Here is a 15,467-nt window from a genome sequence, read left to right as displayed (position 1 = left end):
CCCCCGGACACCCCACCTGCGCGGCGCCCCGCCGCCCTGCCTTCCTGCCCCGCACCTCCGTGTCGCACCGAAGGAGCCGCAATGCCACGACCACGCCGCCCAAGACGCCGCCCGGCCCGTACGGCGCTGCTCGCCGTCACCGCCGTACTCGGGTCACTGCTCACCGGCGCGCTGCCGAGCGCGGCCGCCGCGGACGATCCGCCGCCCGTCCTCGTCGACCGCTTCGAGGGGGAGGTCCCCTTCGCCGGTCCGCCTGCCGAGGGGATCTTCACCTGGGGCAGCGACGCCGACGACCAGCCGAAACTGGAGATCAAGGAGCGTGCGGACGCCCCCGAGGGCAGCAAGGTCCTCGAGGGCGGCTACGACATCAGCGGCTGGGGCGGCATCAGCCATGACTTCGCCTTCGACGAGCCCGCGCACGACTGGACCGCGCACAAGGGCATCCGTTTCTGGTGGTACGGCCAGAACACCGCCCCCCTGCCGCCCGGTTCGGGCAAGCGCATCAACTTCGAGATCAAGGACGGCGGCGCCAACGGCGAGGCGTCCGAGCTGTGGACGACCTCGTTCACGGACGACTGGGAGGGCTGGCACCTGGTCGAGATCCCGTTCGCCGACTTCGTGTACCGCGCCGACTACCAGCCCGTGGGCGGCATCGACCAGGTACTCGGCCTCGACGAGATGTGGGGCTGGGCGCTCACCCTGCCGACCGGAGCCCCCGGCTCCTTCGCCGTCGACGGCATGGAGCTGTACGGAAAGGCCGATCCGGCCCTGAAGGCCAAGGTCATCACCGATGCCGCCGTGTACCCGGTCGACGAGGGCGGCACCGCGCAGGTGAAGCTGTCGGTCGCCACCACCGGCTCCGGCCCGATCGACGAGCCCGTCACCGTCTCGTACACGACCGGCACGGAAGGCAGTGCCGAGCCCGGCACGGACTACGCACCCGTCTCCGGCACGGTCACGTTCCCCGCGGGCACGGCGTCCGGCGCATCCCGCACGGTCGCCGTCGCCACGAAGAAGGACGGGGCCGCCGAGTCCGCCGAGACCGTGCCCCTCACGCTCGGCGTCACCGGTGCCAAGCCCCCTGCCGAGACCCCGCAGGTCGTCGTGAACGCCCACGGCCTGCCGTACCTCGACGCGAAACTGCCGGTGAACAAGCGCGTCGACGATCTGCTCTCCCGCATGTCCCTCGCGGAGAAGGCCGGTCAGATGACCCAGGCCGAGCGCAACGCACTGAGGTCCCAGGGCGACATCGCCTCCTACGACCTCGGCTCCCTGCTCTCCGGCGGCGGCTCGGTGCCGACCCCGAACGCGCCTGAGGCGTGGGCCAGGATGGTCGACACGTACCAGCTGCGCGCCCAGGCCACCCGCTACCAGATCCCGCTGATCTACGGCGTGGACGCGGTGCACGGCCACAACAACGTCATCGGTTCGACGATCATGCCGCACAACATCGGCATCGGAGCGGCCCGCGACCCGAAGCTCGCGGAGAGGACCGGCGCCGTCACCGCGAAGGAGGTGCGCGCCACCGGCATCCCGTGGGACTTCGCGCCCTGCCTGTGCGTCACCCGCGACGAGCGCTGGGGCCGCTCCTACGAGGCGTTCGGCGAGGACCCTGCCCTGGTCACCGCCATGGAGACCGTGATCAACGGCATGCAGGGCGCCCGCAACGGCAAGGACCTGGACCGCAACGACAAGGTGCTGACCAGCGCCAAGCACTTCGTCGGTGACGGCGGCACCGAGTTCGGCTCGTCGACGACCGGCTCGTACACGATCGACCAGGGCGTCACCAAGGTCACCCGCGAGGAGTTGGAGGCGGTGCATCTCGCGCCGTTCGCCGAGGCCGTCAGGCGCGGGGCCGGCACGGTCATGCCCTCGTACTCCTCGCTGGACATCCTCGGCGACGAGGCCGGCCCGGTGAAGATGCATGCCAACGCAGAGATGATCAACGGGGTGCTCAAGGACCGCATGGGCTTCGACGGCTTCGTCATCAGTGACTGGCAGGCCATCGACCAGATCCCCGGCGACTACCCCAGCGATGTGCGCACCTCGGTCAACGCCGGACTCGACATGATCATGGTCCCGACCAACTACCAGGACTTCACCAGGACGTTGAAGGACGAGGTGACGGCCGGGCGGATCAGCGAGGCCCGGATCGACGACGCCGTCTCCCGCATCCTGGCCCAGAAGTTCCGGCTCGGCCTGTTCGAGAAGCCGTACGCCGACACCACCCACCTCGGCCGGGTCGGCTCGGCCGAGCACCGCGCCGTGGCGCGTGAGGCCGCCGCAGCCTCCCAGGTGCTGCTCAAGAACGACGGCGCTGTGCTGCCGCTGAAGAAGTCCCAGAAGGTCTATGTCGCCGGCTCCAACGCAGACGACCTCGGCAACCAGGCCGGCGGCTGGACCATCAGCTGGCAGGGCTCCTCCGGAAAGAGCACCACGGGCACCACGATCCTCGAGGGCATGAAGAAGGCCGCCCCCGACGCCGAGATCTCGTACTCCAAGGACGCCTCCGCGGCCACCGACGGCTACGACGTCGGAGTGGTCGTCGTGGGCGAGACCCCGTACGCCGAGGGCTTCGGCGACGTCGGCAACGGCAACGACCTGGAGCTCACGGCTGCCGACAAGGCAGCCGTGGACAAGGTCTGCGCCGCGATGACGTGCGCGGTCCTCGTCGTCTCCGGCCGGCCGCAGCTCATCGGCGCCCGTCTGGCCGGCATCGACGCGCTCGTCGCGTCCTGGTTGCCGGGCACCGAGGGCGACGGCGTGGCCGACGTCCTCTACGGCAAGCGGGCCTTCACCGGTCGGCTTCCCGTCACCTGGCCGAAGTCCGAGGCCCAGCTCCCGATCAACGTCGGCGACGCGAGCTACGACCCACAGTTCCCCTACGGCTGGGGACTGACCACTCTGCGGCGGCCCCCCGGCGGCGGTGAACTCACCCTCAAGGCCATCGGCCTCGCCGCCAGGGTCCTTCAGGCGACCGGCCGGGGCGCGTCCCCCGAAGCGCGGGAACTGGTCGGCAAGGCGCGGCTGCTCGTCCAGCAGAAGATCGGCTCCGACATCGGCGAGGCGTCGGCGAAGCCGTTCGCAGAGGCCGACCATCTGCTGCTCTCCGGTGACCCGACGGGAGCGGTCGCTGAACTGACCGCTGCCTACCGGGCAGCCTGATCGCGCGTCGGCGGCGCCATCCTCGAGGTGCCGCCGCCGACCGCCTGCCGCCTGCCGCCTGCCGCCGACCGCCGACCGCCGGGGGCCGCACTCCGCTCGCCGCCCACGGCGCTATGCCCGCAACCCGGGACTATGTCCAGTTCGCCCCGCTTCGGGTAGCGTCGTGGTATGAGGACACGGCCGTTCACCCTTGTGTCGGCCCTCGCGGGTCTGACGATGCTGCTGCTCCTGATTCTGGCGCCCGCCTCCGGAGCCGCCGCCAGGGCCACGAGCCTGTCCGACGCCGCCGAAGCCCTGAAGCAGGGTCCGGTGTACGTCCACCCCGACATGGCCGGGCAGCTCTCGCCGTCCGAAGCCACTGCGCTCACGGAGAAGATCGAGAGCGCCGACAAGCCGGTGTTCGTCGCCGTGCTGCCTGCCACCGAGGAATTCCCGCCGGACGATCTGCTGCGCAACCTGCGCACCGAGACAGGGATCACCGGGCTGTACGCGATCCGGCTCGGTGACGGTTTCAACGCCGCGGCCGACTCCTCCGTCATGTCCCCGCGTGCCGTCCTCAACATCACCGAAGGAGTCAAGGGCGACAGCCCCGTCGACGCGGCCACCCAGCTCGACAACTTCGTCGACCAGGCCCTCCCCGGTGCCCGCGGCACCGCACCCGCCTCCTGGGACACCGGCGCCGACGACAACGCCGGTGTGAGCGCCGGCGCACTGATCACCCTCGGAGCGGTCGTCGCCGCGGGCGGCGCGGGCGCGTACGCAGTCGTCCGCGCCAAGCGGCGTCGCAAGGAGGCCGAGGAGCGGGCCGCCCTCGACAAGCTCCGCGTCGTCGTCGACGAGGACATCACCGCCTTCGGCGAGGAGCTCGACCGCCTCGACTTCCACCCGTCCGAGAAGGGTGCCGACGACACCATGCGGGCCGACTACGAGCGCGCCCTCGACTCGTACGACACGGCCAAGTCCCGCATGGGCATGGCCGAGCGCCCCGGGGACGTGCGCGGAGTGACCGAGGCACTGGACGACGGCCGCCACTCCCTCGCCGTGCTCGCCGCGCGGCGCGAGCGCCGGCCCGTCCCCGAGCGCCGGCCCCCCTGCTTCTTCGACCCCCGGCACGGCCCCTCGGTCGCCGATGTCTCCTGGGCCCCGAGTGCCGGCGCCGCACGTGACGTGCCGGTCTGTGCGGCCGACAAGGCACGGGTGGAGACCGGCGGTGACCCGATGGCCCGCACCGTCGAGACCGACTCCGGCCGCCGCCCCTACTGGGAGGCCGGCCCCGCGTACGGTCCCTGGGCGGGTGGCTACTTCGGCGGCGGAATCCTGCCCGGTCTGCTGCTGGGCACGACGCTCGGCTACATGCTGGCGACCCCGGCCTACGCGGCGGACTACGGGGGCGGTGAGTTCGGTTCGGGCGAGTACGGAGGCGGTGACGTGTCCGGCGGGGACTTCGACTCCTCGGACTTCGGCGGCGGTGGCTGGGGCGGCGGGGACTTCGGCGGGGGCGGCGGCTTCGACGGCGGCGGCGGTTTCTGACGCCGGGTCGCGAAAGTATGCGCGTGCGGCCGGTGGTGTACGGCATCACCGGCGGTGTACGGCATCAGAGGGGGCACGATTCGGAATCGCTACCGATAGTAGGAATAGCTTACTCAGCGTGCTTCTCTCGTGCGCATGCGCACAAGAACCAGGCTCAGCGCCTGCGCCGCGGCCACAGCCGCGCTTCTCCTGTCCACCGGTCCCGCGATGGCGACCGCCGATCCCAGCCCGTCCCGGACCCCCGCACCTCTGTACCGGTCCAGTGCACCGGTCGCGGGCCAGTACATCGTCTCCCTCACCGGAACCGCCGACGCCAAGGCGGTGACGGAGGAGATGGGTGTGAAGTCCCTGTACACGTACTCATCCGTGTTCAGCGGCTTCGCCGCCAAACTGACCCTCAAGCAGCTGGACGCCATCCGCGCCGCCCCCGGGGTGGCTGCCGTCGAGGAGGACGCCGAGGTCAGCGCCGCCGGTACGGTTCCGGCCGGCGACCGCCTCGCGCCCGCCGCCTCGTGGGGGCTGGACCGGATCGACCAGCCCGACCTGCCGCTCGACCAGGACTTCACGGTGAGCGGCACCGGTGCGGGCACGACCGGATACATCCTCGACACCGGGATCGACTACGCGCACGAGGAGTTCGAGGGCCGGGCCCAGCTCGGCTTCGACGCCATCGGGGACGGACGCGACGGCAACGACTGCCACGGCCACGGCACCCATGTCGCCGGCACGGTCGGCGGTGAAACGTTCGGCGTCGCGCGTGAGGCGGACCTCGTGAGCGTCCGTGTGCTCGACTGCGAGGGGTCGGGCACCTGGTCCGGCGTCATCGCGGGGCTCGACTGGGTCGCGGACAACGCGGACCAGCCCGCCGTGCTGAACGCCTCGCTGGGCGGTCCGGCGTCGCAGATGGTGAACGACGCCCTGGACCGGGTCGCCGAAGGCGGGGTCGTCCCCGTCGTCGCGGCGGGCAACGACGGCACTGACGCCTGCGACGTCTCGCCCGCCTCCGCCCCGAGTGCGTTCACCGTCGGCGCGAGCGACGCACAGGACCGGCAGACGAGCTTCTCCAACGACGGCGAGTGTGTGGCGATCTTCGCGCCGGGCGCCGACATCGTCTCGGCGCAGCTCGGCGGCGGCAGCATCGCGCACGACGGCACCTCCATGGCCTCTCCGCATGTGGCGGGCGCTGCGCTGCTGGCCCGCGAGGCCGCTCCGGACGCGGATGTCGACGCGATCGAGGAGCTGCTCGTGGACACCGCCGTCCCGGACACGCTCACTGTGAGCTCGGATTCGCCGAACCTTCTGCTCAACACCGGGGTTCTGTGACGCGCGCATCGGACGCGCGAGCGCCCGCCCATGCCGGTGAAGGCCGGCAGGGCGGGCGCGCTCGTGTGGTGACTCGGGCGTACGCGGTCAGGCAGCGGCCCTGATCGCGGAGATGTCGAAGGTCAGCTTGACCTTGTCACTGACCATCACGCCGCCGGCCTCCAGCGCCGCGTTCCACGTGAGACCCCAGTCGGAACGCAGGATCTCGGTGCCGCCCTCGAATCCGACGCGCTCGTTGCCGTAGACGTCGGTGGCCGTGCCCTGGAACTCCAGGTCGATCGCGAGGGGCCGCGTAACGTCCTTGATCGTCAGGTCGCCGCTGATCCGGTACTTGTCGCCGCCGAGCTGCTCGGCAGCGGTGGAGCGGAACGTCATCTTCGGGAAGGCCTCGGCGTCGAAGAAGTCACCGCTGCGCAGGTGGCCGTCGCGGTCCGCGATACCCGTGTCGACGCTGGCGATGTCGACGTCGAGCACAGCGCTGGACCGCGACGGGTCGGCGCCGTCGAGGGTCAGGGTTCCTTCGTGGGAGCCGAAGGAGCCGCGGACGTTGGTCACCATGGCGTGCCGCACGGTGAAGCCGATGCTGCTGTGGGCCGGGTCGATCGTGTAGTCGCCGGTCAGGGCGGCCAGCGCCGGGTCCACGGTGGCGACGGCGGTCGCGACGGCGGTGTCGTTCTTGCGGTTGAAGAGACCCATGACTGCTCCTTGGGGGCGGGCGACGGGGGGCTCCCATCGCGATTGTTCAAGCTTCAACGAAATCGACTGTAGGCCCATTCCCTTCAACATTCAACATTTTCGGCGAACGTTCACCCGGAGAACGGTCACGCCCTCTGGCGGACGCGCGTAGAACTCGGGCACCATCTGCGTGCTCCACCTGCACAGCCGTTCCACCGCAAGCACGGTCCACCACGGTCTTCAGCAGGAGGGATCCCCGCCATGAAAATCCGCTCCGCCCTCAGTGCGCTCGCACTCGTCTCGGGTGCGTTGTTCGCCCCGGGCTTCGGCGTCCTCACCGCCGCCACGGACGCCCACGCCGTCACCAAGATCAGCCATGCGACCGCGACCTCGATGTTCCGTTCGTCGGGCATCACCTGGTCGTCCTCGGGCGGCTGCTCCAACAGGAACAACCCGACCTGTACGTCCTTCGAGCAGCTCAACCAGGCCACCGCCAAGGGGGCTCAGACCCTCAGAAGCGCGAGTGGCTGTGCCCTCAACATCACCGGCGGCACCGAGACGGGCCACGCCGGCGGCACGTACTCGCACTGGAACGGCTACAAGCTCGACTTCAGCAAGTACGCCTGTGTCGGGAACTACATCAAGAACACCTTCACGTACATCGGCGTCCGCGGCGACGGCGCACCTCAATGGCAGTCCGGCTCCGGCAACGTCTATGCGGACGAGGGCAATCACTGGGACGTGACGTACTACAACTGCGGCGGCTGCTGACCGGCATCGCACACGCAAGGGCGCCCGTCCCCCCCGGACGGGCGCCGTTGTGAACGGCGAGGGCGCGGGTCAGGACCCCACGCTCACCGTGAAGCGCTTCGGATTGCCGTCGTGCGCCGCTCCCGAGACGTCCGGCTGCCCGTCCGGGCGGACGTCGTCGTACGGGAAGGCGTAGCCGATCGGGGAGTTGGCGTGCACGATGCGCGACCAGTGGTTGGTCGACGGGTCGCGGTAGTAGTCGTCCGCCGTCGGGCCGTTCGGCTGGTCGGGGTGGCTCAGCAGCGTGCTCCGGTTGAAGCCTGCCGCGATCCGCGCAAGCAGGGCCTTCTTGTCGTCGGGGTCGTCCGGGTTGTTGGTGAACGGACCGTGGTTGCAGGTGAAGATGTCCTTCGACGAGGGCTTGGCGAAGGTGTGGCCGCCCGCGAAGGTGAGGGTGTCGCCGCTCACGCGGCCCCCGAGCACACCCCGGCCGCCCTGCAGGTCGACGCGCAGATCGGTCGAGCGGTACTTCTCCCAGACCTGGTTGATGTAGCTGTCGAACACGTTCCGGAAGGGCATCTCGGCCGGACGGTCGAAGTACGGCGCCATCAGGGTCTGCGGGGATATCACGCGCAGCACCTTGCCGCCGTCGCCCCGGATGATCAGCTTGTCCCACGGCTGACCGTCCTTCGCCGCCTGTGCGGCGAGATCGTCCGCGATCTTCTCCAGCGCGCCTTCCGGCAGCGGCGCGACCGAGTGGGTGGCGTCGCCGGTGAGGGTGAGCCCGATGGGCAGCGCGGTCACCAGGTCGACGTAGCTGATGTTGGCGTACAGCTGCTCGGAGTTGAAGGTGAACTCGCAGAACGACCAGGTGCGGCCGTAGTTGGGGTCGGTCTCGGTGGCGAAGGCCGGCTCGACCAGCGAGGGGCCGGGGTTGACGAGGAAGTCCAGCTTGCCGTCGCGCACGAAGTAGACGCGGGCGCCGAACATCCGCGGCAGCGTGAGCACGACCGGCCCCGCGCCGGCCGCCTTCAGGGGGATGGCGCAGTCCACGGTCAGCGGGGTCCCCGGCGCCGAGGGGTTCTCCGGCCTGTGGACACTTCCGTCGGCGCGCAGGAGCACCCAGTCGCCGCTGCCGTCCGCGTGGCCGGTGACGTAGGCGTTGACGGTCCCGGGAAGCGAGGTGTTCTCCAGGGCGAGTTCGCAGGTGGCGGGTGCGGCGCCCGCGCGCGGGCTGAGAGCGCTTCCCCAGGCGGGATAGGTCAGCGCTGTGGCAGTTGCTGCGGCTCCGGTCAGGAACATGCGACGGGAAATCACGGGTGTACTCCTGGTGCTGTGGGGGGTGTTGTGGGGGGACCGCCCACTCTTGCGACGGATGGTGCAGGCGTCAAGAGTTGTGACTGAGAGCGCTCTCAATCATCCGTCATCTTCACAAGTCGACCGCCTGAGAGCGGACTTGGACTAACGCGCGGGCGTTGTTGGACTGCCGCGCCCGTGGGCACCCCCGTTCGTTGACGTGTCCGAAAGCAGGGGACTAGTCAGTCCCCATGCCTCGTAGATTCCGAGCGGCGTGTGCCGTCGCCGCTGCCTCCTGTGCCGTGTTCGCCCTGGCCGGGCCCGCGCATCCGGCCGCCCCCCGAGTCGATGGGCCCGCCGCCGTGACCCCCTCCGGCGCCGGGCCCGTCATCAACTCCGGCCCGCTCGCGGTGAGCCTCGCGGACGACTTCCCGCGGGTGCTCTCGTACACCGACCGGGCGAGCGGCGCCTGGCTGCTCGGCAGTACGCGCCCGGTCACCGAGGTCACCCTCAACGGCAAGCCGTACGGCGTCCGGCTGAAGGAGGCACCGCGCGTGGAGCACTCCGCCGCGCGCTACACCCTCGCCTTCCCCGAACTGCCGGGCGTGGAGATCGACGCCGCTCTGTCCGTCTCCGGCCGTGCCGTGACGTTCAGGGTCGCCGCGGTCCGCGACACCGAGGCGTTCCGGGTCGGCACCCTCGACATCCCCGGGCACGACCTGGTCTCCGTCGGCAGTACGGAGGAGGGCGCCGCCACCGCGTTCACCCTGCTCGACCCCGACTCCACCCGCACCGCGGACGTCTTCGCCGAGGTCACCGCGGACACCCCCGCCGACGCGAACCCCGTGGGTGCCTCGTACGCCATCGTCAACACCTCGGCCCTCGCCGCCGCCGTCGAGTCCAACTCCTCGTACGACAAGCCGAGCGGCCCGACCGGCGGCGACGACGCCCGCTTCTGGCATCAGGCCCGCAAGGCCGCGGACGGCTCGACACGCGTCGGTGTCTCCTCCGGTCAGTGGACCTACCGCGGCGCCGGAGCCCCCGAGCCGGAGAGCGGCGACAGCCTGCCCTGGGCGAAGGTCGTCGTCACGCCCGACGCCAACGCGGACAGGAAGGTCGACTGGCAGGACGGCGCCGTCGCTTTCCGGTCCATCGGCGTCACGGCACCCGGCAGCAAGGACACCCCGGACCGGGTGATCACCCACATCCCGTTCAACTTCGCGAGCCAGGCCACGCACCCGTTCCTGCGCACGCTCGACGACGTCAAGCGCATCTCGCTCGCCACCGACGGACTCGGCCAGCTCGCCGTCCTCAAGGGGTACGGCTCCGAGGGCCACGACTCGGCCCACCCCGACTACGGCGGCAACTACAACAAGCGGGCAGGCGGCCTCACCGACCTCAACAAGCTGCTGGCCGCGGGCAGGAAGTGGGGCGCGGAGTTCGGCGTCCACCTCAACGCCACCGAGTCCTACCCGGAGGCGAACGCCTTCGACGAGAAGCTCGTCGACAGGACGAAGCCCGGCTGGAACTGGCTCAACCAGAGCTACTACATCGACCAGCGGCGCGACATCAACAGCGGTGACCTCGCCCGCCGCTTCCAGCAGTTGCGCGACGAGACGGACGGCAATCTGAACCTCCTCTACATCGACGTCTACTACTCGCACGGCTGGATCGCCGACAAGACCGTGCAGGCCGTGCAGAAGCAGGGCTGGCAGGTCGCCACCGAGTGGGCGGACAAGTTCGAGCGGGCCTCGCTCTGGTCCCACTGGGCGAACGACCTGGACTACGGCGGAGCCACCAACAAGGGCCTCAACTCCCAGATCATCCGCTTCATCCGCAACGGCGAGAAGGACATCTGGAACCACCACCCGGTCCTCGGCCAGACCGCCCTGGTGGACTTCGAGGGCTGGACCGGCGAGACCGACTGGAACGCCTTCTACGCCAACGTCTGGCAGCGCGACCTGCCCGCCAAGTACCTCCAGCACGAGCGGATCACGCGCTGGAACGGCAATGACATCGCCTTCACGGGCGGTCTGCGCGGCACGGTCGAAGACGGCCGGCGCACCTTCTACGACCACGACCGCAAGGTCCTCGATGGGGACCGCTATCTGCTGCCGTGGGACGGCGGCAAGAAGTTGTACCACTACAACAAGGCTGGTGGTACGACCAGTTGGGCCGTCAAGGGCAGGAGCACGTACAGCGTGTACAAGCTCACCGACAACGGCCGGGTCAAGACCGGGACGGTGAGGCCCGTCGACGGGCGGATCACGCTCACCGCTGCTGCGGGACAGCCGTACGTGCTGCACCCCGACCGCGCTCCGGCCCCGCGTGACGCCCGCTGGGGCGAGGGCGGCCCGGTCGCCGACCCAGGCTTCAACGACGCCGCACTCGACGCCTGGACCACGCAGGGCACGGTCGCACGCGACACCGACGACCAGGGCCGCAACAGCGCCGCGCTGACCGGTGAGGCCGCCGCTTCCCTGTCCCAGCGGATCACGGGCCTCACACCGGGCAAGCGGTACACCGCCTCCGCCTGGATCGAGGTGGAGCCGGGCAGCTCGCGCCGCACGACACTGTCCGCCGGTGGCAGGTCCGTCACCGTCGAACGGTCCACCGCCAAGGACATGGTCGCCGCCTCCGACCGGCACGGGACCCACTTCCAGCGGGCCAAGGTCAACTTCACCGCGCCCGCCTCCGCAGTGACGCTGAGGATCGAGGCGGCGGCCGGGAGCCCCGCCCGGGTCCGGGCCGACGACGTGCGCCTCGTCGCCAACGCGCCCGCCACCAAGGAGGGCACGCTGGTGTACGAGGACTTCGAGGCGGTCGACCAGGGCTGGGGCCCGTTCCTCAAGGGCGACGCGGGCGGTGTCACCGACCCCCGCACCCATGTGAGCCAACTGCACGCGCCGTACACCCAGGCGGGCTGGAACGGGAAGCTGATCGACGACGTGCTCGGCGGCAAGGAGTCCCTGAAGTCCCACGAAGAGAACACCGGCCTCGTCTACCGCTCCGCGCCCTGGACCGTGCCGATGAAGGACGGCCACCGCTACCGGATCGCGTACGACCACCAGTCGAGCCACGCCGGGGCCTATGAATGGGTGACCGGTTACGACCGGGCGACCGGCGGCTCCGTGGAGACCCGGCGCACACCGATGGGCGAACAGCGGACCACCGGCCGCTTCACCGAGACCGTCACGGCGGGGTGCGGCGACACCTGGGTCGGTCTGCGCAAGCGCGCGGACGCGCCGGAGGGCGCGGACTTCGTCATGGACGACTTCACCGTCACCGACCTGGGCCCGGCCTCGGAGCGTGCCGCGTGCGCCACCCTCACGGTCACGGCGCCGGAGACCCTGGCACCGGGCAAGCCGAACAGGGCAGAGGCCGTCTTCACCAACGACGAGGCGACCGCCGCGAAGGACGTGACACCGACCCTCGCGCTGCCCGAGGGCTGGACGGCGCAGCCCGTGGGACCGGTGACGTTCGAGACGGTCGCACCCGGTGCGAAGGCGACGGCGGCATGGCAGGTGACACCGCCGGCGGACGCGCGGTACGACACGTACACGATCGGTTCCACCGCCGCCTACACCGTCGGCGACGAGGCACGCACCGTCACCGCGACCACCTCCGTACGCACCCTGCCGCCACCACCCACCGCCGACACCTGGGCGAGCGACCTCGACTGGGCGTCCGCCACGAACGGCTGGGGGCCCGTCGAGCGCGATCTGTCCAACGGCGAGACGGGCACCGGTGACGGCAGCCCGCTGCGGATCGGGGGAGTGGCCTACGAGAAGGGCCTGGGAACCCACGCGCCGGCGAAGGTCCGCTACTACCTGGGCGGGAAGTGCACGTCGTTCACCGCCGAGGTGGGTGTGGACGACGTCCAGACCACGCGCGGCACGGTCCGCTTCTCGGTCCTCGCGGACGGTGACGAGAAGGTGACCTCGCCCGTGCTGAAGGCGGCGGACCCGGCCTGGTCCGTGACGGCGGACGTCACCGGCGCCGACTACGTGGAGCTGGTCGCCGGCGACGCCGACGACGGAAACGGGAACGACCACGCCGACTGGGGTGCCGCCCGCTTCCACTGCGGCGGCTGACACGGGGGCACAGGTGGTGTACCGCCCGGCCCGCGAAACGACGGGCGGGCGGTACGCACCGTTCCGGGGTCCCGGTACGGTGGGCCGCCGCGATCCGGTCCCGCCGGGCCCCCGCCGCGGCACGGAGTTCACCCGGTCGGCTCATGCGCGACATCCGGCTGTGGGCGAGCTCTCATCCAGCAGTGTTGTGGGACTCGCACAAAGGACCTCCCGCCCGAGCTGGTGGTTGACGCTCTGTGCGGATTGGTTCTGTGCAAGGCCAACAGGAGAACGGTCGCGAGACTGTACAGAGTCGACGGCAGGGTTTTCTTGGTCCGATCCGTAGGGTCGATACATGACCGTTTTGGACCAGACCACCAGCGAGCCGGCCGACGCGCGTGGCCGCGTCGCCGAGCTGCACTCCCTGCGCGAGCAGGCGGAGCGCGGCCCGAGTGACCGGGCCACCGAGGCTCAGCACGCCAAGGGCAAGCTGACCGCCCGCGAGCGCATCGCGCTGCTGCTGGACGAGGGTTCGTTCAAGGAGGTCGAGCAGCTGCGTCGGCACCGGGCCAGCGGGTTCGGTCTCGAGGCCAAGAAGCCGTACACCGACGGTGTCATCACCGGCTGGGGCACGGTCGAGGGCCGCACGGTGTTCGTCTACGCGCACGACTTCCGGATCTTCGGCGGCGCGCTCGGCGAGGCGCACGCCACAAAGATCCACAAGATCATGGACATGGCGATCTCGGCGGGTGCCCCGCTGGTCTCGCTCAACGACGGCGCGGGCGCCCGCATCCAGGAGGGCGTCTCGGCGCTCGCCGGCTACGGAGGCATCTTCCAGCGCAACACCCGGGCCTCGGGTGTCATCCCGCAGATCTCCGTGATGCTCGGCCCCTGCGCCGGCGGCGCGGCCTACAGCCCGGCCCTCACGGACTTCGTGTTCATGGTCCGCGAGACCTCGCAGATGTTCATCACCGGTCCGGACGTCGTCAAGGCCGTCACCGGCGAGGAGATCACCCAGAACGGGCTCGGCGGCGCGGACGTGCACGCCGAGACCTCGGGCGTCGCGCACTTCGCGTACGACGACGAGGAGACCTGCATCGCGGAGGTCCGCTACCTGCTGTCGATGCTCCCGCAGAACAACCGGGAGAACCCGCCCTCCGTCGCCGGCGAGGACGCCCCGGACCGCCGTTCCGAGGTCCTGCTGGACCTGGTCCCGGCCGACGGCAACCGCCCGTACGACATGCACAAGGTGATCGAGGAGCTCGTCGACGACGGCGACTACCTCGAGATCCACGAGCGCTGGGCCCGCAACATCATCTGCGCCCTGGCCCGCCTGGACGGACAGGTCGTCGGCATCGTGGCCAACCAGCCGCAGTCGCTGGCCGGCGTCCTCGACATCGAGGCCTCCGAGAAGGCCGCACGTTTCGTCCAGATGTGCGACGCTTTCAATATCCCGATCGTGACGCTGCTGGACGTGCCCGGCTTCCTCCCCGGTGTCGACCAGGAGCACGGCGGCATCATCCGGCACGGCGCGAAGCTGCTCTACGCGTACTGCAACGCGACGGTGCCGCGGATCTCGTTGATCCTCCGCAAGGCGTACGGCGGCGCGTACATCGTCATGGACTCGCAGTCCATCGGTGCCGACCTCACCTACGCCTGGCCCACCAACGAGATCGCGGTCATGGGCGCGGAGGGTGCGGCGAACGTCATCTTCCGCAAGCAGATCGCCGACGCCGAGGACCCCGAGGCCATGCGCACCCGCATGGTCAAGGAGTACAAGGCCGAGCTCATGCATCCCTACTACGCCGCGGAGCGCGGGCTCGTCGACGACGTCATCGACCCGGCCGAGACGCGCGAGGTGCTCATCCGCTCCCTCGCCATGCTCCGCACGAAGCACGCCGACCTGCCGTCCCGCAAGCACGGCAACCCGCCGCAGTGACCCTGCGAAGAGACTGGAGCCCGACCTCATGAGCACTCCTGCCGATCCTTCGTCCCTTCTCCGCGTCGAGAAGGGGCACGCCGAGCCCGAGGAGCTGGCGGCCATCACGGCGATCCTGATGGCCCGTGCGGCCTCGCGCACGGACGCCGCCCCCCAGCCGCACCGCGGTCGCACGGCGGCGGGATGGCGGCGCCTTGAGCGCCAGCGCGGCTTCCGGCCGTCCCACAGCTGGCAGGGCTGACGCCCTGACCCGGAAGGCCCCGCACACCATGGGTGTGCGGGGCCTTCCCACGTCCGGGTGGCGGGTCCGAGCCGGGCTCCTACGCCTGGCGGCGTGGGGGCCCCAGGAGCCGGTACCGCGCTGCGCGGGCGCGCCTCCCCTCCCCGCAACAGCAACGGCCCCCCGGGGCTCCGGACGGAGCTCGGGGGGCCGTTCCTCAGGGCGTACAGGGTCCGCCGGCGACCGGCTAGCGCAGGCGGGCCATGAGGGCGTGTTCGACGAGCGTGATGAGGGCGCTCTTGGCGTCCGCGCGGTGGCGGGCGTCGGTGGTGATGATCGGGGTGTCGGGGCCGATCTGGAGTGCTTCGCGGACTTCTTCGGGGTTGTAGGGCTGGTGTCCGTCGAAGCCGTTGAGGGCGATGACGAAGGGCAGGCCGGAGTTCTCGAAGTAGTCGACTGCGGGGAAGCAGTCGGCGAGGCGGCGGGTGTCGACGAG

9 protein-coding genes and 1 pseudogene are annotated in these 15,467 nt (G+C 70.5%); 7 read left to right on the top strand and 3 right to left on the bottom strand.

The genetic code is table 11. The features are described 5' to 3' along the window. The first annotated feature begins 81 nt into the window (after window positions 1-81). The 3 genes from AC067Z_RS18885 (at window position 82) to AC067Z_RS18875 (ending at window position 6,018) form a co-directional block, all read left to right on the top strand. Window positions 82-3,165, top strand: coding sequence for a glycoside hydrolase family 3 protein (locus tag AC067Z_RS18885; RefSeq protein WP_478790665.1), 3,084 nt, complete (start codon window positions 82-84; stop codon window positions 3,163-3,165). 168 nt (window positions 3,166-3,333) lie between these two features. Beyond that, complete coding sequence (locus AC067Z_RS18880; protein WP_478790664.1) at window positions 3,334-4,695, top strand: hypothetical protein; 1,362 nt, start codon at window positions 3,334-3,336, stop codon at window positions 4,693-4,695. 135 nt (window positions 4,696-4,830) lie between these two features. Then, on the top strand, window positions 4,831-6,018 hold the full coding sequence (locus AC067Z_RS18875; RefSeq protein ID WP_478790663.1) for a S8 family peptidase: 1,188 nt from the start codon (window positions 4,831-4,833) through the stop codon (window positions 6,016-6,018). 87 nt (window positions 6,019-6,105) lie between these two features. On the opposite strand, the gene AC067Z_RS18870 is transcribed toward AC067Z_RS18875, so the two are convergent. Then, the gene (locus tag AC067Z_RS18870) at window positions 6,106-6,714 is read right to left on the bottom strand and encodes a YceI family protein (RefSeq protein WP_478790662.1); all 609 of its coding nucleotides are present in this window, start codon (window positions 6,712-6,714) and stop codon (window positions 6,106-6,108) included. Between the two features lie 240 nt (window positions 6,715-6,954). Here AC067Z_RS18870 and AC067Z_RS18865 point away from each other — a divergent pair, with 240 nt between their 5' ends. Continuing rightward, window positions 6,955-7,464: a hypothetical protein gene (locus tag AC067Z_RS18865; RefSeq protein WP_478790661.1), complete on the top strand. Its 510-nt coding sequence runs from the start codon at window positions 6,955-6,957 to the stop codon at window positions 7,462-7,464. A gap of 69 nt (window positions 7,465-7,533) precedes the next feature. Here the strand turns inward: AC067Z_RS18865 and AC067Z_RS18860 are convergent, their stop codons facing one another. Continuing rightward, window positions 7,534-8,745, bottom strand: a complete 1,212-nt coding sequence (locus AC067Z_RS18860) for a glycoside hydrolase family 64 protein (protein WP_478790855.1) — start codon at window positions 8,743-8,745, stop codon at window positions 7,534-7,536. A gap of 245 nt (window positions 8,746-8,990) precedes the next feature. Here AC067Z_RS18860 and AC067Z_RS18855 point away from each other — a divergent pair, with 245 nt between their 5' ends. From AC067Z_RS18855 to AC067Z_RS18845, 3 genes are all read left to right on the top strand, one after another. Continuing rightward, window positions 8,991-12,833 carry an endo-alpha-N-acetylgalactosaminidase family protein gene (locus AC067Z_RS18855; protein WP_478790660.1) on the top strand — a complete coding sequence of 1,281 codons (3,843 nt, stop codon included), beginning with the start codon at window positions 8,991-8,993 and terminating at the stop codon, window positions 12,831-12,833. Between the two features lie 334 nt (window positions 12,834-13,167). After that, the gene (locus AC067Z_RS18850; protein WP_478790659.1) at window positions 13,168-14,751 is read left to right on the top strand and encodes an acyl-CoA carboxylase subunit beta; all 1,584 of its coding nucleotides are present in this window, start codon (window positions 13,168-13,170) and stop codon (window positions 14,749-14,751) included. Window positions 14,752-14,779: 28 nt separating this feature from the next. Continuing rightward, window positions 14,780-14,992, top strand: a complete 213-nt coding sequence (locus tag AC067Z_RS18845; RefSeq protein ID WP_478790658.1) for an acyl-CoA carboxylase subunit epsilon — start codon at window positions 14,780-14,782, stop codon at window positions 14,990-14,992. Between the two features lie 226 nt (window positions 14,993-15,218). On the opposite strand, the pseudogene AC067Z_RS18840 reads toward AC067Z_RS18845, so the two are convergent. Continuing rightward, window positions 15,219-15,467, bottom strand: a pseudogene (locus AC067Z_RS18840) (ATP-binding protein); the annotation flags it as partial.

This window comes from Streptomyces sp. NPDC043812, assembly GCF_056436245.1.
This window is presented reverse-complemented; position numbering and strand designations above follow the sequence as displayed.

Excerpts from the sequence above, each read along its gene's own strand:
- AC067Z_RS18865 (WP_478790661.1), top strand. The coding sequence starts at position 6,955 with ATGAAAATCCGCTCCGCCCTCAGTGCGCTCGCACTCGTCTCGGGTGCG.
- AC067Z_RS18855 (WP_478790660.1), top strand. The coding sequence starts at position 8,991 with ATGCCTCGTAGATTCCGAGCGGCGTGTGCCGTCGCCGCTGCCTCCTGT.
- AC067Z_RS18870 (WP_478790662.1), bottom strand. The coding sequence starts at position 6,714 with ATGGGTCTCTTCAACCGCAAGAACGACACCGCCGTCGCGACCGCCGTC.
- AC067Z_RS18860 (WP_478790855.1), bottom strand. The coding sequence starts at position 8,745 with ATGTTCCTGACCGGAGCCGCAGCAACTGCCACAGCGCTGACCTATCCC.
- AC067Z_RS18880 (WP_478790664.1), top strand. The coding sequence starts at position 3,334 with ATGAGGACACGGCCGTTCACCCTTGTGTCGGCCCTCGCGGGTCTGACG.
- AC067Z_RS18845 (WP_478790658.1), top strand. The coding sequence starts at position 14,780 with ATGAGCACTCCTGCCGATCCTTCGTCCCTTCTCCGCGTCGAGAAGGGG.
- AC067Z_RS18875 (WP_478790663.1), top strand. The coding sequence starts at position 4,831 with ATGCGCACAAGAACCAGGCTCAGCGCCTGCGCCGCGGCCACAGCCGCG.
- AC067Z_RS18850 (WP_478790659.1), top strand. The coding sequence starts at position 13,168 with ATGACCGTTTTGGACCAGACCACCAGCGAGCCGGCCGACGCGCGTGGC.
- AC067Z_RS18885 (WP_478790665.1), top strand. The coding sequence starts at position 82 with ATGCCACGACCACGCCGCCCAAGACGCCGCCCGGCCCGTACGGCGCTG.